The 19,594-nt window shown below is 61.7% G+C and carries 19 protein-coding genes; 8 read left to right on the top strand and 11 right to left on the bottom strand.

The features are described from left to right. Positions 1–34: 34 nt before the first annotated feature. Positions 35–886, bottom strand: a complete 852-nt coding sequence (locus tag ACN9MO_RS19945; protein WP_425987434.1) for a ferritin-like domain-containing protein — start codon at positions 884–886, stop codon at positions 35–37. Between the two features lie 174 nt (positions 887–1,060). Here ACN9MO_RS19945 and ACN9MO_RS19940 point away from each other — a divergent pair, with 174 nt between their 5' ends. The 8 genes from ACN9MO_RS19940 (at position 1,061) to ACN9MO_RS19905 (ending at position 10,495) form a co-directional block, all read left to right on the top strand. Continuing rightward, positions 1,061–3,334 (top strand): NosR/NirI family protein, encoded by a 2,274-nt coding sequence (locus tag ACN9MO_RS19940; RefSeq protein ID WP_162733597.1) that lies wholly within the window; start codon positions 1,061–1,063, stop codon positions 3,332–3,334. A 24-nt stretch (positions 3,335–3,358) separates the two neighbouring features. Beyond that, on the top strand, positions 3,359–5,272 hold the full coding sequence (gene nosZ, locus ACN9MO_RS19935; protein ID WP_113132421.1) for a TAT-dependent nitrous-oxide reductase: 1,914 nt from the start codon (positions 3,359–3,361) through the stop codon (positions 5,270–5,272). Beyond that, entirely contained in the window at positions 5,269–6,639 is a 1,371-nt protein-coding gene (locus tag ACN9MO_RS19930) for a nitrous oxide reductase family maturation protein NosD (RefSeq protein ID WP_113132420.1), read from the top strand. Before nosZ ends, ACN9MO_RS19930 begins: the two co-directional genes overlap by 4 nt. A gap of 2 nt (positions 6,640–6,641) precedes the next feature. Beyond that, a complete protein-coding gene (locus ACN9MO_RS19925; protein WP_113132419.1) occupies positions 6,642–7,559 on the top strand; it encodes an ABC transporter ATP-binding protein in 918 nt (305 codons plus the stop codon). Beyond that, positions 7,559–8,386 (top strand): ABC transporter permease, encoded by an 828-nt coding sequence (locus tag ACN9MO_RS19920; protein WP_113132418.1) that lies wholly within the window; start codon positions 7,559–7,561, stop codon positions 8,384–8,386. The genes ACN9MO_RS19925 and ACN9MO_RS19920 overlap by 1 nt, the downstream gene beginning before the upstream one ends. After that, a complete protein-coding gene (locus ACN9MO_RS19915; protein ID WP_113132417.1) occupies positions 8,383–8,931 on the top strand; it encodes a nitrous oxide reductase accessory protein NosL in 549 nt (182 codons plus the stop codon). Before ACN9MO_RS19920 ends, ACN9MO_RS19915 begins: the two co-directional genes overlap by 4 nt. After that, entirely contained in the window at positions 8,924–9,895 is a 972-nt protein-coding gene (locus tag ACN9MO_RS19910) for an FAD:protein FMN transferase (protein ID WP_113132416.1), read from the top strand. Before ACN9MO_RS19915 ends, ACN9MO_RS19910 begins: the two co-directional genes overlap by 8 nt. A gap of 225 nt (positions 9,896–10,120) precedes the next feature. After that, positions 10,121–10,495, top strand: coding sequence for a VOC family protein (locus ACN9MO_RS19905; protein WP_113132415.1), 375 nt, complete (start codon positions 10,121–10,123; stop codon positions 10,493–10,495). A 66-nt stretch (positions 10,496–10,561) separates the two neighbouring features. Here the strand turns inward: ACN9MO_RS19905 and ACN9MO_RS19900 are convergent, their stop codons facing one another. The 10 genes from ACN9MO_RS19900 to ACN9MO_RS19855 all read right to left on the bottom strand — a co-directional run bounded on the left by ACN9MO_RS19900 (position 10,562) and on the right by ACN9MO_RS19855 (position 19,593). Continuing rightward, positions 10,562–11,875: a TRAP transporter large permease gene (locus ACN9MO_RS19900; RefSeq protein WP_057249352.1), complete on the bottom strand. Its 1,314-nt coding sequence runs from the start codon at positions 11,873–11,875 to the stop codon at positions 10,562–10,564. Continuing rightward, on the bottom strand, positions 11,872–12,384 hold the full coding sequence (locus ACN9MO_RS19895; RefSeq protein WP_113132414.1) for a TRAP transporter small permease: 513 nt from the start codon (positions 12,382–12,384) through the stop codon (positions 11,872–11,874). The genes ACN9MO_RS19900 and ACN9MO_RS19895 overlap by 4 nt, the downstream gene beginning before the upstream one ends. A 126-nt stretch (positions 12,385–12,510) precedes the next feature. Next, on the bottom strand, positions 12,511–13,488 hold the full coding sequence (locus ACN9MO_RS19890) for a C4-dicarboxylate TRAP transporter substrate-binding protein (protein ID WP_113132413.1): 978 nt from the start codon (positions 13,486–13,488) through the stop codon (positions 12,511–12,513). 196 nt (positions 13,489–13,684) lie between these two features. Continuing rightward, a complete protein-coding gene (locus tag ACN9MO_RS19885; RefSeq protein ID WP_113132412.1) occupies positions 13,685–14,962 on the bottom strand; it encodes an L-fuconate dehydratase in 1,278 nt (425 codons plus the stop codon). 21 nt (positions 14,963–14,983) lie between these two features. Continuing rightward, complete coding sequence (locus ACN9MO_RS19880; protein ID WP_113132411.1) at positions 14,984–15,829, bottom strand: fumarylacetoacetate hydrolase family protein; 846 nt, start codon at positions 15,827–15,829, stop codon at positions 14,984–14,986. A gap of 25 nt (positions 15,830–15,854) precedes the next feature. Then, positions 15,855–16,589 carry an SDR family oxidoreductase gene (locus ACN9MO_RS19875; protein WP_058321364.1) on the bottom strand — a complete coding sequence of 245 codons (735 nt, stop codon included), beginning with the start codon at positions 16,587–16,589 and terminating at the stop codon, positions 15,855–15,857. Positions 16,590–16,599: 10 nt separating this feature from the next. Next, a complete protein-coding gene (locus ACN9MO_RS19870; RefSeq protein WP_113132410.1) occupies positions 16,600–17,046 on the bottom strand; it encodes a MaoC/PaaZ C-terminal domain-containing protein in 447 nt (148 codons plus the stop codon). Position 17,047: 1 nt separating this feature from the next. After that, positions 17,048–18,127, bottom strand: coding sequence for a Gfo/Idh/MocA family protein (locus ACN9MO_RS19865; protein ID WP_113132409.1), 1,080 nt, complete (start codon positions 18,125–18,127; stop codon positions 17,048–17,050). After that, complete coding sequence (locus tag ACN9MO_RS19860; RefSeq protein WP_057249360.1) at positions 18,120–18,470, bottom strand: L-rhamnose mutarotase; 351 nt, start codon at positions 18,468–18,470, stop codon at positions 18,120–18,122. Before ACN9MO_RS19860 ends, ACN9MO_RS19865 begins: the two co-directional genes overlap by 8 nt. Before the next feature lie 10 nt (positions 18,471–18,480). Then, complete coding sequence (locus tag ACN9MO_RS19855; RefSeq protein ID WP_113132407.1) at positions 18,481–19,593, bottom strand: mandelate racemase/muconate lactonizing enzyme family protein; 1,113 nt, start codon at positions 19,591–19,593, stop codon at positions 18,481–18,483. Between the last annotated feature and the right edge of the window lies 1 nt (position 19,594).

Below are 19,594 nucleotides of genomic sequence, written 5' to 3'. Positions count from 1 at the left end.
AGATGACCCGATCCAGTATCGTCGCGACGCAAGCTCACGCCCGCGGCGGCAACTCGCGCAAGAACAGAAGGCACTGCACCAGTTGGGAGGCAGCCTCCTGGGCGAAGACAAGCACATCTTCATTCTTCTCGCGCGCCATGAGATCGAGGTAACAGTCAAGCACGATGCCGCAAAGCACGGCTGGACGTTCGAACGCTGCCGGAGAAAACCCGTCAATATTGGGCTTGCAGGCCACGTGAAGGTCGCGACATCTCGCGAGACGTTCTTTCGCGTCCTTCACAAAGCGGGTTAGTTCCCGCAAATCTGCAAGATCTCCGAGTCCTAGCAGCTGCTGGTGGAGCCGCCGCTCGAGATCTTCAAGCGTGGGGTCGGCACCGGAGGCGGCATCCTGGCGTGCGCGATGAAAGGCCAGCCGCCGCTCGCGCCGCAACGTCGCGACGTGCCCCAATTCCTCGCCGGCCATCCTTTCCGCGGCCTGCCGGATTTCTGACGAGGGGGCTCGCCCGGCAACGTAGCTCCAGAATTCGAAGGCTCGCTCTTCGTTTCTGACCGCGATGGAGAAGGCACGGTAGGCGCTTAGGGCTTCGGCGGGGATCAAATCGGCGCCTTCCGGGTCGAAGAGATCAGACGGCGACGAAAGCCCGGTCGCGTTTCCGGTGGCTTCAACGCCGCTTGCTTTCGACCAGCCCGTGACCTCAGACAAGTGCGATCGTTCCTCAGCGATCAGGCGCTCGAAGACTGGGACCAGCTCGGGTCGCCCCTCGGCGCACATCCTGTCCCTGAGCGCTTCATATCCTTCGATTGCCTCCTGCTCCATACGTGCGGCCGTTTGCACCAGGCCCTCCATGGTATCCAGCACGGGCGGTTCTTCGGTCAGTTTTGGCATGAAGTCTCTCCGAAATTAGTGCCCGCATCCTACGGAAACAAAAAAACCGTTGGTTGATCTGGCTCAACGATCACGCCGTCTGTGCCGCTAACTTCCGCCCGAATTCCTGTGCCGAAGATCGCGGCGCGGCGCAGGATCGATGTGAGAACAGCCGCTGCGCCAGATGGAATGCGAATGCCGAAGAACGTCCCCATCCGAAAACACGGTCTGGCCGTTCTTCTTGCGTTTTTCATCGCGGCCCTTACCGCTGCGAGCCAAGCGTTCGCCGCCGGCGGCCTCTCCGCCTACCTCGCCAAGGTACAGCCGACGGAGCTTTTCGCCGGCGCCGATCGCTTCGGTGAGCCCATCGGCGAACCGGCAATCGTGCCCGTCTACAAGGGTGCCCAAATTGCTGGCTACGCCTATCTCAACTCCGATTTCACCAACTCGACCGGCTATTCCGGCAAGCCGATCCATATCGTCGTCGGGATCGACAAGACCGGCGTTGTGCGTGGGCTGAAGCTGGTCGACCACAAGGAGCCGATCGTGCTGATCGGCATACCGGAAGCCCGCGTCGTCGAAGCGCTGAACTCGGTCATTGGCCGTGATCTGTCTCGCGTTGCCTCGGGCGCCGAGCGCCCGCCTCAGGTCGACATCGTCAGCGGCGCGACCGTTACCGTCCTGGTAATGGGCGACAGCGTGGTGCGCTCGGCCGTCAAGCTGGTGCGGAGCGGCAGGCTCGGCGACAAGGCCGCAACGGCCTTCGCCAGCGTCGCACCGGTCCGAAAGCTCAATGCTGCGCAACAGGATGTCCGCGACTGGCAAACTCTTCTCGGAGACGGTTCGATCCGCAGCCTCCGGCTCGACGTTGGTGAGGTGTCGGAGGCTTTCCTTAGGGCCGGTCACAAGGACGCGGCCGACAAGCCCGAAACGACCGAACCCAAGGACCGCTTCATCGATCTCTATCTCGCACCCGTCAGCGTGCCTTCCATCGGCAAGAGCTTGCTTGGCGAAGAGGGCTATGCGCGCCTTGCCAAGCGGCTGAAGCCGGGACAGACGGCCATCCTGGTCGCGGGTGACGGTACCTATTCGTTCAAGGGGTCAGGCTATGTGCGCGGCGGCATCTTCGATCGCATCGAACTGCTGCAGGACGGGCAAGGCTTGCGCTTCCGCGACCGCGACCACACGCGGCTGACACAGATCGCCGCCGAAGGCGCCCCTCGCTTGCGCGAAATCGCCCTCTACATCATTCCCGACAGCTTCACCTTCGACGTCACCGAGCCTTGGGAACTGCAGCTCCTGGTCCAGCGCAGCACCGGCGTGCGCGACAAGGCCACCCTGCCCTACGACCTCGGATACACGCTGCCCGAGCATTACATGATCGTCGAAGCAGCTCCTGCTTCGGCGGCAGCCCAGCCTGCCACAGCCCCCGCGCAAACCGCTGCGGAGCCAAGTCCGCTGGATGACGAACAGGCGCCGCTCTGGGTCGGCATCTGGGAAATGAGCCGCATCTCCATCGTCATCACCTTTGCCGGACTGCTGGTTCTGACCGCGATCTTCTTCTTTCAGAACTGGCTGGTCAGCAGGCCGAAACTGTTCGGCTGGGTACGGCGCGGCTACCTGCTTTTCGCCCTGGTCTGGCTTGGCTGGTTTGCCAATGCGCAGCTTTCCGTCGTCAATGTCCTCACGTTCGTGAATTCGCTGATCACCGGTTTTCATTGGGAGTTTTTCCTCTCGGCGCCGTTGATCTTCATTCTCTGGGCGGCAGTGGCGGCGGCTCTGCTGTTTTGGGGGCGCGGTCCGTTCTGCGGCTGGCTCTGCCCGTTTGGCGCATTGCAGGAACTTACGAACGGCATCGCCAGATGGCTGAAGGTGCCCCAGATCAAACTGCCCTGGGGTCTGCATGAGCGCCTCTGGCCGGTGAAATACATCATCTTCCTCGGACTGTTCGGCCTGTCGCTCTATTCGGTGGCACTGGCTGAGACATTTGCCGAGATCGAACCCTTCAAGACGGCGATCATTCTGAAGTTCGCGCGCGAGTGGCCCTTCGTCCTCTTCGCTTTGACGCTGCTGGCTGTGGGGCTCTTCATCGAGCGTTTCTACTGCCGCTATCTCTGCCCGCTCGGTGCAGCGCTCGCCATTCCCGGACGCATCCGCATGTTCGAATGGCTGAAACGCTGGCCCGAATGCGGCTCGCCCTGCCAGCGCTGCGCCAAGGAATGTCCGGTGCAGTCGATCCACCCTGAAGGGCAGATCAACGTCAACGAGTGCATCTACTGCATGCACTGCCAGGAACTCTACCAGGACGACCAACGCTGCCCGCACATGATCCAGGTGCGGCTGAAGCGAGAGAAATTCATGGCGCTTTCCACCCCCGCATCGAGGGGACAGGCGCCGGCAAAAACCGTGGTTACCCACAAGGGCAAGCCAATCGGCGGCAAGGAAGAGGCCACAGGCGAGCCCGCCTGACGCCATCATAAAAGGAGCAAAGACATGTCAGATCCCAATATCCCAACTGCGCTGAGCAGGCGCCAGCTGCTCGGCTCCACCGCCGCGGCGGCTGTCGCGGGTGCTGCGGCCGTCGGCGGCGCGGTTACCATTTCCACCGTCACTGCGGCGCCGGCACTGGCTGCCGGTGGCCAGTCTATTGAAGTGAAGCCCGGCGAACTCGACGAATATTATGTCTTTTTCTCCGGCGGCCACAGCGGTGAAGTCCGCATCCTCGGCCTGCCGTCGATGCGCGAATTGATGCGAATTCCCGTCTTTAACCGCGACAGCGCAACCGGCTGGGGCCAGACGAACGAAAGCCGCAAGATCCTGACCGAAGGTCTGCTGCCGGTGACCAAGGAATATCTGAAGGACAAGGGCGGCATCTATCTCAACGGCGACCTGCACCACCCGCACCCGTCTTTCACGGAAGGCACCTATGACGGGCGCTACCTCTTCGCAAACGACAAGGCCAACACGCGTGTCTGCCGCATCCGCCTCGATGTGATGAAGTGCGACAAGATCATCCAGTTGCCGAACCAGCACACCGTTCACGGCCTGCGCGTGCAGAAATATCCGCGCACCGGCTACGTCTTCGCCAATGGCGAAGATCGTGTGCCGATCCCGAACGACGGCTCGGTTCTCGACGACCACAAGCAGTATCACGCGATCTTCTCGGCGATCGACGGCGACACGATGAAGGTCGCTTGGCAGGTCATGATCGACGGCAATCTCGACAACGTCGACGCCGACTACCAGGGCAAATATGCCTTTGCCACCTGCTACAACTCCGAAGAGGGCGTGAACCTCGCGGAGATGATGGCAAAGGACCAGGACTGGATCGTCGTCTTCAACCTCAAGCGCATCGAGGAAGCTGTCGCGAAAGGCGACTTCAAGGAAATGGGAGGCGTTCCGGTGGTGGATGGCCGCAAGGGCTCGCCCTACACCCGCTACATTCCGGTTTCCAACGGCCCGCACGGCATGAACACGGCACCGGACGGCATTCATATCGTCGCCAACGGCAAGCTGTCGCCAACGGTCACCGTCATGGACGTGCGCCTGTTCGACGACCTGTTCGACGACAAGATCAAGCCGCGCGACACGGTCGTTGCCGAACCGGAGCTCGGGCTTGGACCGCTCCACACTGCCTATGACGGCCGGGGCAACTGCTACACGACGCTCTTCATCGACAGCCAGATCTGCAAATGGAACCTTGAGGATGCAAGGCGCGCCTACAAGGGCGAAAAGGTCAATCCGATCCGCCAGAAGCTCGATGTGCAGTATCAGCCCGGCCACAACCACACATCGATGGGGCAGACGAAGGATGCCGACGGCAAGTGGCTGATTTCTCTGAACAAATTCTCAAAGGATCGCTACCTGAATGTCGGCCCGCTGAAGCCGGAAAACGATCAGCTCATCGATATCTCGGGCGACGAGATGATGCTGGTTCACGACAACCCGACCTTCGCCGAGCCGCATGATGCGACGATCGTTCACAACTCCAAGATCAACCCGGTCAACGTCTGGAGCCGCGACGACAGCTTCTTTGCCGACGCGGTCGCCCAGGCAAAGGCCGACAACATCGACCTGCTGATCGATTCCGAAGTGATCCGCGACGGCAACAAGGTCCGCGTCTACATGACGTCGGCCGCACCTGCCTTCGGGCTCGATAGCTTCACGGTGAAGCAGGGCGATGAGGTGACCGTCTACGTCACCAATATCGACGAGGTGGAAGATCTCACGCACGGCTTCTCGATCATCAACTACGGCATCAACATGGAAGTCGCGCCGCAAGCGACGGCCTCGGTGACCTTCACCGCCGATAAGCCGGGTGTGTGGTGGTACTATTGCTCCTGGTTCTGCCATGCCATGCACATGGAGATGAAGGGCCGGATGTTCGTGGAGCCGAAGAAGGCATGATGCGTCTTCACGAGGCGGCAATGCTCGGGATGGTGGCGGTAGTCGCCGCCATTCCGGCGACGGCTGGGGCGGAAACGATCCGCCTCTCGCCTGCTGCCGTACCGTCCCTGCAACAAGCTATCGATGCTGCCAAGCCGGGCGATGAACTGGTGCTGGAGAACGCTGAGTTCTCCGGCCCTGTCACGATCGATGTACCGGTGACGGTGCGCGGCGAACCCGGCGCTTCTATCAAGGGCAACGGCAAGGGCAGCGTCGTCACCATCACCGCTGAAGACGTGGTCTTCAGCGGCATTGCCGTCTCGGGCTCGGGCAGTTCTCTCGAAGAGATGAATTCGGGCGTCTTCGTTGCGCAAACCGCGAAACGGGCCGTCGTCGAGAAGAGCCGGATTAAGGGCAATCTCTACGGCATCTATCTGCACGGTGCAGAAGGCTCTATTGCCCGAGACAACGTCATCATCGGTACGGGCGAAGGCCGGTTGAGCGAAACCGGCAATGGCGTGACGCTGTGGAATGCGCCGGGTGCAAGAGTGACCGGAAACGATATCAGCTTCGGGCGCGACGGCATCGCCACCAACGCCAGCAAGCGCAACGTCTTTAGTGGAAACCGCTTCAGCAACCTGCGCTTCGCCATCCATTACATGTATACCAATGACAGTGAGATCAGCGACAACATCTCCACCGGCAACTCGGTCGGTTATGCCATCATGTTCTCCAGCCGACTGAAAATTACCGGCAACGTCTCCGATGGCGACCGCGACCACGGCCTGCTTCTGAACTACGCCAACGGTTCGACCATTACGGGCAACATCGTCAAGGGACGCCTGCAGCCCATCTCGCGCTGGGACGAGCGCGGCGTCCGCTCACAGGAGCACGGGATCCCGGCGGGAGACGGCGGAGCCGTCGAAGACAAGACGGGGATGCGCCCCGGTCCGGACAAGTGTGTCTTCATCTACAACGCCAACAAGAACCGCTTGCGTGACAACTTGTTCGAGGGTTGCGCGATCGGCATCCATTTCACCGCCGGTTCTGAGAGCAACAAACTGAGCGGTAACGCCTTCGTCGGTAACCGCAACCAGGTGAAATATGTCGGCGCCCGCTATCTCGACTGGTCCGAGGATGGACGTGGCAACTATTGGAGCGACAACCCGGCCTTCGATCTCGATGGCGACGGCATCTCTGACAATGCCTACCGGCCCAATGACCTGATCGATCGGGTGCTCTGGACGGCGCCGCAGGCACGCGTGCTGACGAGCAGCCCTGCCGTTCAGGTGGTGCGCTGGGCCCAGGCGCGGTTTCCAGCACTTCTGCCCGGCGGTGTTACCGACAGCCATCCGCTGATGGCGATGCCGGTACGAAAGGAACAATGACCATGACCTCGACCGTTAGCGTCAAAGGGGTTTCGAAAAGATATGGCGGCAAGGTTGATGCGCTGCGGGAACTCTCTTTCACCCTCGACGAAGGCGAAACCGTCGCGCTCGTCGGCCACAATGGCGCCGGCAAGACGACGCTGATCAAGCTGCTGCTCGGGCTTATCCGCCCAACCTCCGGTGAGGTACGCGTCCTCGGCGAAGATCCGGCAAAGGGCGATTTCGGCGTTCGCCGGGCGCTTGGCTATCTGCCCGAGAGCGTATCGTTTCACATGGCGCTAACGGGACGCGAAACCCTGTCCTTCTACGCGCGTCTGAAGCGGGTGGATGTCAAATGCGCCGACGAGCTCTTCGGGCGTGTCGGGCTCGCTATCAGCGCTGCCGATCGCCCCATCCGCACCTATTCCAAAGGCATGCGGCAAAGACTTGGTCTGGCGCAGGCGCTGTTGGGCGCACCAAAGGTGCTGTTTCTGGATGAGCCGACGAGTGGTCTCGATCCGGCGCTGCGGCGCAATTTCTACACCCTTATCGATGAACTGCGTGCCGGCGGAACAACGATCCTCCTGTCCTCACATGCGCTTGGGGAACTCGAGGATCGGGCCGGACGCGTGATCATCGTCAACCGCGGTTCGCAGATCGCAGACGGAACCATCGACGACCTCAGGCGGATCGCCAGCCTGCCATCCCGCATCCGGGTGCGACCGGTCTCCGGCGGAAGGCCCGGTCTGCTCAAAGATACCGGCGTCCGGTGGACGGAAGCTGGCGACGACAGCCTGGAGACCGAAGTGGCACACGCCGAGAGACTTCCATTGATACACCGCCTCAGCGATGCCGCCTCCGGGATCGATACCCTGACGATGATAGAGCCGACACTCGACGACCTCTACGCTCATTTCCTGAACAGCCAGGAGGCGGCGTAATGCGCAACATTCTGATTATAGCGGCCAAGGAAGTTCGCGAGGGCATGCGCAACCGCTGGGTCGTTGCGACGACATTGGTCCTCGCCGCACTCGCGCTGACGTTGACCTTTCTTGGAAGCGCACCCACCGGCAATGTCGGGGCGAGCCGCCTCGACGTGGTGATCGTCAGCCTGTCGAGCCTGACGATCTTTCTGGTGCCGCTGATTGCGCTTCTGATCTCTCACGATGCCATCGTTGGCGAGGTCGAACGCGGCACCATGCTGCTGTTGCTTGGCTATCCCATCGGGCGCGGTCAGATCGTACTCGGCAAGTTCCTCGGCCATATCGCCATACTGTGCTTCGCAACCATTTGCGGCTATGGCGCAGCCGCCATAGCGCTGGCGTTGATGGGAGGCGCAACCGACGCGCAAAGCTGGCTGGCTTTCGTTTCCATGACGGGATCGTCCGTCTTGCTCGGCGCTGTCTTCGTCGCGATCGGATACTTCGTCAGTGCCAGTGCGGGCGAGCGCAGCACCGCGGGCGGCATTGCTATCGGGCTCTGGCTGTTCTTCGTGCTAATCTACGACATGGCCCTGCTCGGCGGGCTTGTGGCAGCGCAGGGGCGTTCGCTGCCGGACGGTCTGCTCGATCTCTTGCTGCTCGCCAATCCGACGGATGCCTATCGACTTCTCAATCTCGGTAGCGGCGGCGCGGCCGCGCTCTCCGGCATGGGCGGTGTCGCCAAGAACTCAATCCTCACAGGCGAGGTCCTGCTCGCCGCACTTTGCGTCTGGACAGCCGCACCGCTCGCTCTGGCCACGCTGCTTTTCTCCAGGAGGGACATTTGAAACCCGTCCGCTTTGCCCTCATCGTCGCAGCATCGCTGGCGCTTTCTGGTTGCGAAAACAAGGAGCAGGCCGAAATGCCTGCGCCCTATATCCTTACCCAGGACGCCATGGGCCGCTATTGCGGCATGAACGTCTTGGAACACGCCGGCCCCAAGGGCCAGATCATCCTTGAGAAGATACCGGAGGCCATTTGGTTTTCGTCGGCCCGCGACACCGTTGCCTTCACGATGCTGCCGGACGAACCGAAGGAAATCGCCGCGATCTACGTATCCGACATGGGCAAGGCGCCGAGCTGGGAAAAGCCTGGCGCCGATAACTGGATCGACGCACGCAAGGCCGTTTTCGTCATCGACAGCCGGGTTAGAGGCGGCATGGGCGCGGAAGAAGCGGTTCCCTTCTCTTCGGAGGAAGCCGCTCAGGCCTTCATTGCCAAGAATGGCGGCCGCATCGTGAGCTTCGCCGATCTTCCGGAGACCTATATTCTGGGTGCAGGTGACGAGAGCTATGACGGCGCGGAAGCACCGGGAGGACACGACCATGGATAAGCCCGTCAGCCGCCGGCGTTTCATCACAATCATGGCTGCTTTCGGCGGTTTGCCGCTTTCGCGCGGAACAGGCTGGGCGGCGCTGCCGGCGGAGCCTGTCGTATGGCACGGGCAGGCTCTGGGCGCACCGGCCACACTCGTCCTCAGTCATGAAGACCCAGCACAGGCACAGGCGCTGATCGCGCGAGTGGTGGCAGAGGTTCGACGCCTGGAGGATATCTTCAGCCTCTACCGCGAGGACTCGGCCCTTCGCCAACTAAATCGCCTTGGCGCCCTTGCAGCCCCGCCGACGGAGCTTGTGGACCTCCTTGAGATATCCCGGCGTTTTCACGCTCTCACCGGCGGGCGGTTCGAGCCCGCGATACAGCCCCTCTGGGCGCTTTACGCCCGGCACTTCGCCAGGCCGGATGCCGACCCTGCCGGGCCATCGCATGGCGAGGTGCGCGAGGCGCTGGCCTTGACCGATTTCGCGCAGGTACACATCGACCGCAATCGCATCGCTTTCTCCCGCCGAGGCATGGCGCTGACACTCAATGGTATCGCCCAAGGCTACGTCACCGATCGCGTCGTCCAGCTCTTGCGTGAGGCCGGTGTCACCAGCAGCCTCGTCGACATGGGTGAAAACCGCGCGATCGGTGCAAGGGCGGACGGGCAACCTTGGCGCATCGGCCTGGCCGACTTCGAGGATGCGAATGACGTCGACGCGACCCTGAATATCATCGACCGCGCGGTCGCGACGTCCTCTGCAAAAGGGTTCCAATTCGACGCTAAAGGCCGCTTCAGCCACATCCTGGACCCACGGAGCGGCGCAACGGCACAGCAATATGTCCGGGTTTCGGTCGTTGCGCCGGAGGCTTCGACCGCTGATGCCCTTTCGACAGCGTTTTCGCTGATGGCGCCTGATGAGATCGATGCACTGGCAAAGCGACAGACCTTGGTTGATGTACATCTCAAAAGCCGATGATGCGGTCTGTTGGCTGACGGGAACCGACTGAGCAAACGTCTGGCACCAGAGCCTGCCTGATACAGCGCGTCTGGCGTTCAACTGAAACGACCGCCCCTCGTCTCTCGCCGCTGTTCCTTGCCATTCATCGCTCAGACATGCCATTAGGCTTGATGCAAATCGGCCGAGAGGAACCGGTGCAGCACAAGCAGCATTGCGGACCTCTCCCTCATTTCAGGAGAACCCATGTTTGACCACGTCAAATTCGGCGTCAGGGACTTTGCTGCGAGCAAAGCCTTCTACCTTAGGGCACTCGAACCGCTCGGTGTAGCTATCATAGCCGAGGGCGAACCTTCCTACGGTGTCGAACTTAGTTCGAAGGGCAAGGCTTCATTGTGCCTGCACCAGACCGAGGAGAACCCTGCGCATCTACACCTCGCCTTCGCGGCCGAGAGCCGCGAGCAAGTCGATGCTTTCTACCACGCGGCTCTGGAAGCGGGTGGTAAAGACAATGGTGCGCCGGGTCTGCGCCCACGCTACCACGCGAACTACTATGCAGCTTTCGTGCTTTGCCCGGATGGACACAACATCGAAGCGGTTTGCCACGAAGCTGAGGCCTGACCGAGCGGGTTGAACGTCTCTGGAGGCGCCAGGCCCTCCGCCAAAGCGGAGGGCCGTCTCATTGCGCTATTGAACTGCGGCGGTTCCATAGACGAGGTTGGGAAGCCACAGCGAGAGCTGCGGAAACATGCTGAGCATGACCAGAAGGACCATCATCATCGCGAGATAGGGCAGCACCTCGCGCGCATAGGCCATCATCGGTACCTTCAGCACCATAGACGAGATGTACATCAGGCCACCGACCGGGGGCGTGATGCCGGCGATCGTCAGGTTGGTAATGAAGACGACGCCGAAATGCACGCGGTCGATGCCGACGCCGTCGATGATCGGGATCAGCATCGGTGTCAGGATGATGAGCGCCGCCGAACCCTCGATCGCCGTGCCGATGACGATCAGGAGAACGTTGATGAGGAGCAGCATGAGCAGCGGATTGTCGGTTGCACCGCCTAACCAGCCGGACATCGCTTGCGGCACCTGCTCCCAGGCGAGATAGAAACCGAAGGCGGCTGCCGCACAGATCATGATCATGACCACCGAGGAATCTCGCACCGCCTCGGCCAGCACCTCCGGGATCTGGCGGAGCGTGAATTCGCGGTAGCCGAACACGGCGACGAAAAGCACATAGACCACGACAACCGCGCCGGCCTCGGTGGTGGTGAAGATGCCGTAGCGCGTGCCGGCGAAAATCACGACCGGGATCGACAGCGCCCAAAGCCCGTCGATCAGCGCCCGGCTCGCCTCCGCCCGGCTGGCGCGCTCCTTGCGAAGCGGTTTGTAGCCGCGCTTGCGCGCGATGAAGTAGGTGGTGACCATAAGCCCGGCCGCGAGCACGAGGCCGGGCACCACGCCGGCGGCAAACAGCCGGCCGATCGAGGTCTCCGCCAGGAATCCGTAGACGATAAGACCGATCGAGGGTGGGATGAGGCTGGTGATGATGGAGGCGGACGAGGTGATGACTGCGGCAAAGGCGCGGCTGTAGCCTCTCTCGGCCATTTCGACGCCAAGGGTCTTGGCGAGCATCGCGGCATCTGCGTTGGCCGATGCGGTAAGGCCGCCGAGCAAGGTGCCGAGCACGGTGCACATCTGCGCCAGCGCGCCGGTCATATGGCCGACCATCACGTCGGCGAGCGCCAGCAGGCGCCGGGTGATGCCCGACGCATTCATGATGCAGCCGGCAAGCACGAAGAGCGGCAACGCCAGCAAAGACACGGACTGGCTGCCCTCCGCCATTTCCTGGGCGAAATTGGCGAGCGGGATCATGTCCATGTTGATGACGAAGAAGGCGAGTGCGCCGATCGCCATGGCCCAGGTGATGGGCGTCGACAACAGGAAGAGGATGACGACCAGCAGCGAAGGGCCAGCCAGATGGAAGAAGGTCATATCAGCGATTCCACATTGCGATGCAGACGGACAGTCCACGGCCTTTCGACGATGAGGTGCTGGAACAACATGCCGGCCGAAGCGAGCGCGAGCGGTCCGTAGGAAAGACCCCGCGACAGATCGAGAGCGATCGTGTGCACATGCCGCGACGTCCAGGCCTGCCATCCGAAGAGAACCGTCATGGCGATGAAGAACAGGGCCAGCAGAAAGTAATTGAACCAGGCGACCGCCCTCTGCCACCCCTCTGGGAACGCTGCAACGAGAACGTCGATCGCCGCATGGGTGCCGAGACGGACACCGGCAACTGCGCCGAAGAAAACGAGATAGGCAAAGGCCATGATCGCCAGTTCGTAGGTCCAGGCCGCCGGTTGCGGGAAGACGTAGCGGCTGATCACTCCCCAAAGGATCGAAATGACGATAACGAGCAGCGCCGCAACGCCGATCGCTTCATCGGCGCGACGCAGGCTGAGCAGAGGAATTGCTTCCTCGGGTGGTCGTGAGGTTTCCATGGTTGTCTCGATATCCTAAAGGGCGGAATGGGAACGGCGGTATGGCCACGCGGCCTCAGGTCATCGCACCGAGATGCGCGACGGCATGAATGGGCGCGGCCGCGCCAGCCACGCCCATTCGAGCGCTTACTCGGCCATTGCCTTCTGCACCTGATCGTACATCCCGGGCGTGATGTTCGGCACCTTCTCGTAGGCCGCACGCGAGGCTTCGATGAAGGCTGGCACGTCGATGTCGGTGACGATCTCGACGCCGGAGGCCGCGAGCTGCTGGGCGTAGGCGTCGTCCGTTTCGAGCGTCATCGCCGTCAGCTCCTTGGCGATCGTCTGGCCTTCCTCGAGCAGGATCTTCTGCAGACCTTCCGGCAGGCCGTTGAAGAACTGGCTGGATGCCACCCAAGCCGTGAACATGATCTGGTGGCCGGTCTTGGAGATGACCTTGCGGGTCTCGTTGAGCTTGGCGCCGGCAATCGAGCCGAAGGGGCCTTCGGCCGCATCGACGACACCGGTCTGAAGTGCGTTGTAGACGTCGCCCCACGGCAGTTCCGTCGGTCGTGCGCCGTAGTTGCCGAAGGTCGCCATCATGATCGGCGATGAGGGTACACGAATAGTGACGCCGGCAAGGTCCGCCGGCGAGCGAACCGGCTTGTTGGCGATGATGTGGCGGTAGCCGAAAAGACCGTTCGGCATGATGATCTTGATGCCCTGCGCTTCGAGCTTGCCTGAAAGTTCCTTGTAGAGATCCGAGGCGAACAGACGATCGGTCGCCGCCAGGTCCGGATAGACATAGGGACCCGCCAGAATGGAGAGATCCGGCACGAACTGGCCGAGCTGGCCATAGTCGGTGGCGCTGAGCAGGCTCGCACCGCTCATGACCATTTCGTTGACCTTCTTCTGCGCGCCGAGCTGATCGCCCGTCATGACCGTAATTGCAATGCGGCCGCCGGAGCGTTCGCCGACACGCTCGGCATAGGTCTTCATCGCTTTGACGATGGGCTCGTTGGGGTTCACCTGCGACGTCGAGAACCGCAGGCTGTATTCCTGCGCCTGGGCGACACCGCAATAGGAAAGGGCAGCCATAGCGGCCGCGACGATCAAGGTCTTCATCAGTTTCTCCTCTTCCCGGACTCCCCTCCGGCATTCACAGTGAATGAATAGATCATTCATAAATAAACGAACGCCGTCAAGAGGAGCGGATGCGCGTGCGCTGAAAGATTGACAAAATTACAGAAGCCGGAGCGATCTCTCATCACTCCGGCTCCGAATTATTGAAGATTGTATTCTTATGTGAAGACGTCGTTCGCTAGCCGCCGAACGTGTAATCGGCGATCGACTGCGGCTTCATCTCGATCGAGAATCCGGGCCGCTGCGGCGGCATGTAAGCCGCGTTCTCAATCACGCAAGGGTCGAGGAAGTGCTCGTGCAGATGGTCGACATATTCGATCACGCGCCCGTCCTTGGTGCCGGAAACGGCGACATAGTCGATCATCGACAGGTGCTGCACATATTCGCAAAGGCCGACACCACCGGCATGCGGCCAGACCGGCAGCCCGTATTTGGCTGCGACCAGCAGCACCGCCAGCACCTCATTCAGACCGCCCATGCGGCACGAGTCGATCTGGACGATATCGATCGCGCCCTCGGCGATGAACTGCTTGAACATGATGCGGTTCTGGCACATCTCCCCGGTTGCGACCTTCACCGGCCCGACCGCCTCGCGGATCTTGCGGTGACCGGCGACGTCGTCGGGGCTCGTCGGCTCCTCGATGAAGAAGGGCTTGGCGAAGGCAAGCTGCTTCACCCAATCGATCGCCTCGCCGACCTCCCAGACCTGGTTGGCGTCAATCATCAGATAGCGGTCCGGCCCGATCACCTCGCGTGCGATCGTCAGCCGCCGGATGTCGTCAGCAAGATCACGGCCGACCTTCATCTTGATGTGATTGAAGCCTTCGTCGATCGCCTCCTGGGCGAGCCGCCGCAGCTTGTCATCGTCATAGCCGAGCCAGCCGGCCGACGTCGTGTAGCAGGCGTAGCCTTCCCTCTCGAGCGTCGCTATGCGCTCGGCCTTGCCGGGCTCGGCCTTGCTGAGAATTCCGATCGCCTCGTCGCGGGTGAGCACATCCGTCATGTAGCGATAGTCGACGATGTCGGCGATCTGTTCCGGCGACATGTCGGAAACGAGGCGCCAGACGGGTTTGCCCGCTTCCTTGGCAAGCAGGTCCCAGACGGCGTTGACCACGGCGCCGGTGGCGAGATGGATCGCCCCCTTTTCGGGGCCGATCCAGCGCAATTGGCTGTCGCTCGTCAGGTGCCGCCAGAAGCGGCCGGGATGGGCGAGGATATCCGCCGTATCCTGACCGACGACCAGGTGCTGCATAGCCTTGATCGCCATGCAGCAGATATCGTTGCCCCGGCCGATGGTGAAGGTGAGACCATGGCCCGCAACACCGGGCTTGTCCGTGTCGAGGATGACATAGGCCGCGGAATAATCCGGGTCCGGATTCATCGCATCGGAGCCGTCAAGGCTCTGTGAGGTCGGAAAGCGCAAGTCGAAGACGCGCAGATTGGTGATGCGGGTCATGGTCACTCCAGTCGGTAGAACTTAATCGTCCGCGCGTACGGACTGCTTCTGGCTGCCGAGGCCCTCGATGCCGAGTTCGACGACATCGCCCGCCTTGAGATAACGCGGCGGCTTCATGCCCATGCCGACGCCGGGCGGCGTGCCGGTCGAGATGATGTCGCCCGGTTGCAGAGACATGAACTGCGACAGGTACGAAACGAGATGGGCGACGCCATAGACCATGGTTTTCGACGAGCCGTTCTGCATGGTCTCGCCATTGACCTTCAGCCACATCGGCAGGTTCTGCGGATCCGGCACTTCGTCCTTGGTTACGAGCCAGGGGCCTGTCGGACCAAAGGTGTCGCAGGACTTGCCCTTGGTCCACTGGCCCTGGCGTTCGATCTGGAAGGCACGCTCGGAGACGTCGTGCACGACGCAGTAGCCGGCGACATAGTCGAGGGCTTCCGCCTCGGTGACGTACTTCGCCTTGCGGCCGATGACGACGCCGAGTTCCACTTCCCAGTCGGTCTTTTCCGAGCCGCGCGGAATGATCAGGTCGTCGTTCGGGCCGACGATCGCCGACGTCGCCTTCATGAAGATGATCGGTTCGGAGGGAACCTTGGCGCCGGTCTCGGCGGCATGGTCGGAATAGTTGAGGCCGATGCAGATGAACTTGCCGGTATCGGCGATACAGGGACCGAGCCGCTGGTTGCCGTCGACGACAGGCAGGCCGGAGAGATCGAGTGCCTTCAATTCCGAGAGCTTGTCGGGGTCGAGGGCGGCGCCGGAGAAGTCGGCAACGTGGCCCGAGAGATCACGCAAGGTGCCGTTTGCATCGAGGATACCCGGCTTTTCGTGGCCCGGAAGGCCGTAACGAAGAAGTTTCATGTGTCTGCTTCCTGCTTGTGTGTTGTCAGATGGTCCAGCCGCCATCGATGGCATAGGCCTGACCCGTCGTATAGGTGGCGCCCGCGAGGTGGACGGCAAGGTCGGCAATCTCTTCCGGCGTGCCAAGGCGACCCATCGGCTGGCGGGCGATGAAGGCGGCACGTGCCGTCTCATAATCGCCCTGGGCGCGCATGCGGTCCTGCAAGGACGGGCTCTCGACCGTGCCGGGGCAGATGGCGTTGCAGCGAATACCCGCTGACACGTAGTCGGCCGCAACAGCCTTCGTGAGACCGATGACGGCGGCCTTGGTGACGCCATAGGCGAAGCGGTTCGGCACGCCCTTGATGCTCGAGGCGACCGAAGCCATGTTGATGATGGCGCCATCCTTGCGGGCAAGCATGCTTGGCAACACCGCGCGGATGGTGCGGATCATCGCCTTGACGTTGAGGTCGAGGGCGAATTCGAGATCGCTATCCTTCATCTCCAGGATCGAGCCGGCATGAACGAAGCCGGCGCAGTTGAAGAGGATATCGACGGCGCCGATGTTCGCGACGAGCGCTTCCACCGCTTGCGTATCGAGCACGTCGAGCCGGTGCGTTTCGACGTCCGCTTCCTTGGCAAGTGCTGCAAGCGCGTCGAAATTGATATCGGTCGCATGAACTTTCGCGCCGGCCTTTACGAAGGCCAAAGCCGAAGCGCGGCCGATGCCCTGAGCTGCGGCCGTAATCAGGACGACCTTGCCTTTAAGATCCGCTGTCATTATCGATCCCTCATGCTTTGCGTTCGACGACCAGGATATGGTCGGCGGCGAGAACGACCTCGCCACGCTGGTTGATAACTTCGCATCGTTCCACGACGCGTCCCGCCTTTGGCCGCTTCGGATCGTCCTCCTTGGCCGAGATCGTCACGCGGGTGCGGATCGTATCGCCGATATGGACCGGACGCACGAAGCGCAGACGATCATAGCCGTAGGAAAAGGCAACCGGGTTGATCAGCGAGGCTGTCAGACCCACGCCGATCGAAAAGATCATGGTGCCATGGGCGATACGCTGACCACCCGGCAAGGTCCTGGCGAATTCCGCATCCATGTGGTGCGGAAAGAAATCGCCGGTGTGGCCGGCATGAACGACAAAGTCGGTCTCGGTGATCGTGCGACCCGTCGTCAGACGTTCGTGTCCGAGCTCGTAGTCTTCGAAATGGATGATCTGTTCTGCCATGTCATTGTCCCGGAAGGCGCGCGATCGCCGTTGCCGGCGCAGCACTCGATTGATAGGCGGCCTCGACGAGCGCCATCGTCTGCCAGGCGTCTTCTACCGAGCCGATCAGTTCATTGTCCTCACCCGTGACGAAGCGCTGCAGGTTCGCCATGCGGTTGGCGAAGGCGTCGGGAAACCAGGCGCCTTCGAGCGGCACGGCAACCCAATCGCTGCCGCCTGTAGGCCTGATCCAGAGCTCATCCGGCTCGCCCTTGGGATAGTCCAGATTGACGCCGAGCTTGACGTAGGCCGCACCGGACGTGCCGGAGATGCGGAATTCGCAGGCCTGGAACTTGCGGCCGAAATCATGATCGTGATTGACCGAAAGTACGCAGCGTACGCGATCGCCATAGTCGAGGATCGCGGCCGTCCGCGTCTGGGCGACATCATGGTTCGGATGACCGATGGTCTTGGCGTGTACGCCCTGGGGATTGCCGAGCAGGCCGCGGATCAGATCCAGATAGTGGATCGAGTGCATGGCAATCTCGATGCGCGGCAGACCTTTGAGGAACGGCCAAAGGCCCCAGGGGGTGGCGAGCGCCAGCCAGGCATCGAAATCCACCACCTCGCCGAGATGCCCCTTGGCGATGGCATCCTGAAGCGCCAGCATCATCGGCGCGAAGCGAAGCTGGAAGTTGACGGCAGCCTTCAGCTTGCGCGTGCGGCAGATCTCGAGAATGGCGCTTGCGGCATCGAGGTCAGACCCCATGGGCTTCTGGATCAACGCTGCCGCGCCGATCGGCAACCGGCCAAGGATGGCGGCATGGGCTGCCGGGGGCGTCGCTAGGTCAAAGATCGCATCCGGCACCGAAAGCGCGTCCGCCTCATTTTCGAACGCGCGGATATCCCATCTCTCCGCTAGGGCGGACGCCTTGGAACGGTCAGGATCATAAAGCCCGGCAACGGGGAAGCCGGCTTTGCGGTAGGCCGGCAGATGCGCGTCGCCGACGATGCTGCCGGCACCGAAGATCACAATCGGTCGCGGCTTGCTCGGCTTCGGCCACCATTGTCTGAGCGCGCCGGGATCGAAGCTTTCAGTCATGACGGGATGCCTTCCCGTCGTGATGAAACACCTCTTCCATCATCGCCCACCACTCGCCTTCCTGTCTCGTCTCAAGCGGTTTCTGGCACGGCATGCAGACGGACCACCATTCCTGGTTCTTCGGATGCGCCGCCATCTTGGCCATATCTGCCTCAAAGTCCGAGCCGACATATTCCCAATAGCCGAACAGCAGGTTTTCCGGCTCCTTGAGGAAGATCGAGTAGTTGGTGACGTTGCATTCGGAGATCAGTTCGAGGATCTCCGGCCAGACGGCGGCATGCAGAGCCTTGTATTCGGCGATCTTCGACGCTTCGAGGCCGATCACCATTCCCATTCGCTGCATAATGACCTCCCTACCCGCGGAACTCGCGGGTGAATTCACTGATCGAGCGGGCGCGCACGGCGTCCCAATCCCAGGCGATGCCGATGCCCGGCTCTGAAGGCGCGATGGCGCGGCCGTTGCGGATCTCCATGCCCTTGGTGGTCAGGTCATCGAGCTGAGGAATATATTCGACATATTTACCGTTCGGTATGGCGCAGACGAGGCTCACATGCAGTTCCATCAGAAAATGCGGGCAGACCGGAATGTCGAAGGCTTCCGCCGCATGCGCGACCTTGAGCCAGGGCGTGATGCCGCCGATGCGGGCAACGTCGACCTGCACGATCGAGCAGGCGCCCTTTTGCATATATTCGCGGAAATGGCGGATCGAATACATCGATTCACCAACCGCAATCGGGGTCGGCGTCGAGCGTGTCAGCCGGATATGGCCGTCGAGATCGTCGGCCGGCAGCGGCTCCTCGATCCAGGCGAGATCGAGCTCCTTCAACCGCGACGCGCGGCGGATCGCCTCGTCGACGGTGAAGCCCTGATTGCAGTCGATCATGATCTCGAAGCCATCGCCGAGTGCCTTGCGCATGGCGGCGAGCCGATCGTAATCCTCCGAGCCGTGCGGCTTGCCGATCTTCACCTTCGAGCCGGAGAAGCCCTTGGCCTTGGCAGCGAGCGCATCCTCGACCAGCGCCTCCTTCTCGATATGCAGCCAGCCGCCCTCGGTGGTGTAGAGCGGGCAACTGTCCTTGGCGCCGCCGGCGAGCTTCCAGAGCGGCAGCTTCTGCTTTTTGGCGCGCAGGTCCCAAAGGGCGGTGTCGACTGCGGCCAGCGCCAGCGCGGTGATGACACCGATGGTCGTGGCGTGGGTGGCAAATTCCATCTTGTGCCAGATTGCCTCGATGCAATCGGCGTCCTCGCCGATCAGGATTGGCACGAGGTGATCGGAGAGAAGCCGCATTACCGACGATCCGCCGGTACCGATCGTGTAGCTGTAGCCCGTGCCCGTCGCTCCGTCGGAATCGACGATCGTGACGATAGGCGTTTCCTGGCTGACGAAGCTCTGGATCGCATCGGTCCGCTTCACCTTCGGCGGCAGGTCGACCATGCGCAGTTCAATTTTTTCGATTCTTGCCATG

This window comes from Ensifer sp. R-19, assembly GCF_049905105.1.
In the GTDB taxonomy this organism is placed as follows: Bacteria; Pseudomonadota; Alphaproteobacteria; order Rhizobiales; family Rhizobiaceae; genus Ensifer.
Note: the sequence above shows the minus strand (reverse complement) of the source record. Positions and strands in the feature narration are given on the sequence as shown.

Excerpts from the sequence above, each read along its gene's own strand:
- ACN9MO_RS19905 (WP_113132415.1), top strand. The coding sequence starts at position 10,121 with ATGTTTGACCACGTCAAATTCGGCGTCAGGGACTTTGCTGCGAGCAAA.
- ACN9MO_RS19880 (WP_113132411.1), bottom strand. The coding sequence starts at position 15,829 with ATGAAACTTCTTCGTTACGGCCTTCCGGGCCACGAAAAGCCGGGTATC.
- nosZ (WP_113132421.1), top strand. The coding sequence starts at position 3,359 with ATGTCAGATCCCAATATCCCAACTGCGCTGAGCAGGCGCCAGCTGCTC.
- ACN9MO_RS19930 (WP_113132420.1), top strand. The coding sequence starts at position 5,269 with ATGATGCGTCTTCACGAGGCGGCAATGCTCGGGATGGTGGCGGTAGTC.
- ACN9MO_RS19925 (WP_113132419.1), top strand. The coding sequence starts at position 6,642 with ATGACCTCGACCGTTAGCGTCAAAGGGGTTTCGAAAAGATATGGCGGC.
- ACN9MO_RS19885 (WP_113132412.1), bottom strand. The coding sequence starts at position 14,962 with ATGACCCGCATCACCAATCTGCGCGTCTTCGACTTGCGCTTTCCGACC.
- ACN9MO_RS19940 (WP_162733597.1), top strand. The coding sequence starts at position 1,061 with ATGCCGAAGAACGTCCCCATCCGAAAACACGGTCTGGCCGTTCTTCTT.
- ACN9MO_RS19855 (WP_113132407.1), bottom strand. The coding sequence starts at position 19,593 with ATGGCAAGAATCGAAAAAATTGAACTGCGCATGGTCGACCTGCCGCCG.
- ACN9MO_RS19895 (WP_113132414.1), bottom strand. The coding sequence starts at position 12,384 with ATGGAAACCTCACGACCACCCGAGGAAGCAATTCCTCTGCTCAGCCTG.
- ACN9MO_RS19900 (WP_057249352.1), bottom strand. The coding sequence starts at position 11,875 with ATGACCTTCTTCCATCTGGCTGGCCCTTCGCTGCTGGTCGTCATCCTC.
- ACN9MO_RS19865 (WP_113132409.1), bottom strand. The coding sequence starts at position 18,127 with ATGACTGAAAGCTTCGATCCCGGCGCGCTCAGACAATGGTGGCCGAAG.
- ACN9MO_RS19910 (WP_113132416.1), top strand. The coding sequence starts at position 8,924 with ATGGATAAGCCCGTCAGCCGCCGGCGTTTCATCACAATCATGGCTGCT.
- ACN9MO_RS19890 (WP_113132413.1), bottom strand. The coding sequence starts at position 13,488 with ATGAAGACCTTGATCGTCGCGGCCGCTATGGCTGCCCTTTCCTATTGC.
- ACN9MO_RS19870 (WP_113132410.1), bottom strand. The coding sequence starts at position 17,046 with ATGGCAGAACAGATCATCCATTTCGAAGACTACGAGCTCGGACACGAA.
- ACN9MO_RS19920 (WP_113132418.1), top strand. The coding sequence starts at position 7,559 with ATGCGCAACATTCTGATTATAGCGGCCAAGGAAGTTCGCGAGGGCATG.
- ACN9MO_RS19945 (WP_425987434.1), bottom strand. The coding sequence starts at position 886 with ATGCCAAAACTGACCGAAGAACCGCCCGTGCTGGATACCATGGAGGGC.
- ACN9MO_RS19875 (WP_058321364.1), bottom strand. The coding sequence starts at position 16,589 with ATGACAGCGGATCTTAAAGGCAAGGTCGTCCTGATTACGGCCGCAGCT.
- ACN9MO_RS19860 (WP_057249360.1), bottom strand. The coding sequence starts at position 18,470 with ATGCAGCGAATGGGAATGGTGATCGGCCTCGAAGCGTCGAAGATCGCC.